The sequence below is a fragment of the Holdemanella sp. DFI.5.55 genome, assembly GCF_020593575.1.
GTDB lineage: Bacteria > Bacillota_I > Bacilli_A > Erysipelotrichales > Erysipelotrichaceae > Holdemanella > Holdemanella hominis.
On the sequence record NZ_JAJDMK010000424.1, the window covers coordinates 1 to 225 of the forward strand.

The following is a 225-nucleotide window of genomic DNA, read 5'->3' on the forward strand; positions in this document are numbered from 1 at the left end:
CTTTATTGAAGTGCAGCCCAAGCCTAACTACGCGCCATTGATTGAGCAGCAGATCATCTCAAATACCGCGCATCTAGAAGACATTATCAAAAACATGGTCAAGCTGGGAGCGGATATGGACAAGCCGGTCGTGGCAACTGGCGACGCGCACTACCTTAATCCGGAAGACAAAATCTATCGTCACATTCTGATCAATTCGCAAGGTGGTGCCAATCCGCTTAACCG

1 protein-coding gene is annotated in these 225 nt (G+C 48.9%); it reads left to right on the forward strand.

From position 1 onward, the window contains the following. A partial coding sequence (locus LJE08_RS14670) for a hypothetical protein (RefSeq protein WP_227403674.1) occupies positions 1-225 on the forward strand: 225 nt, incomplete at both ends.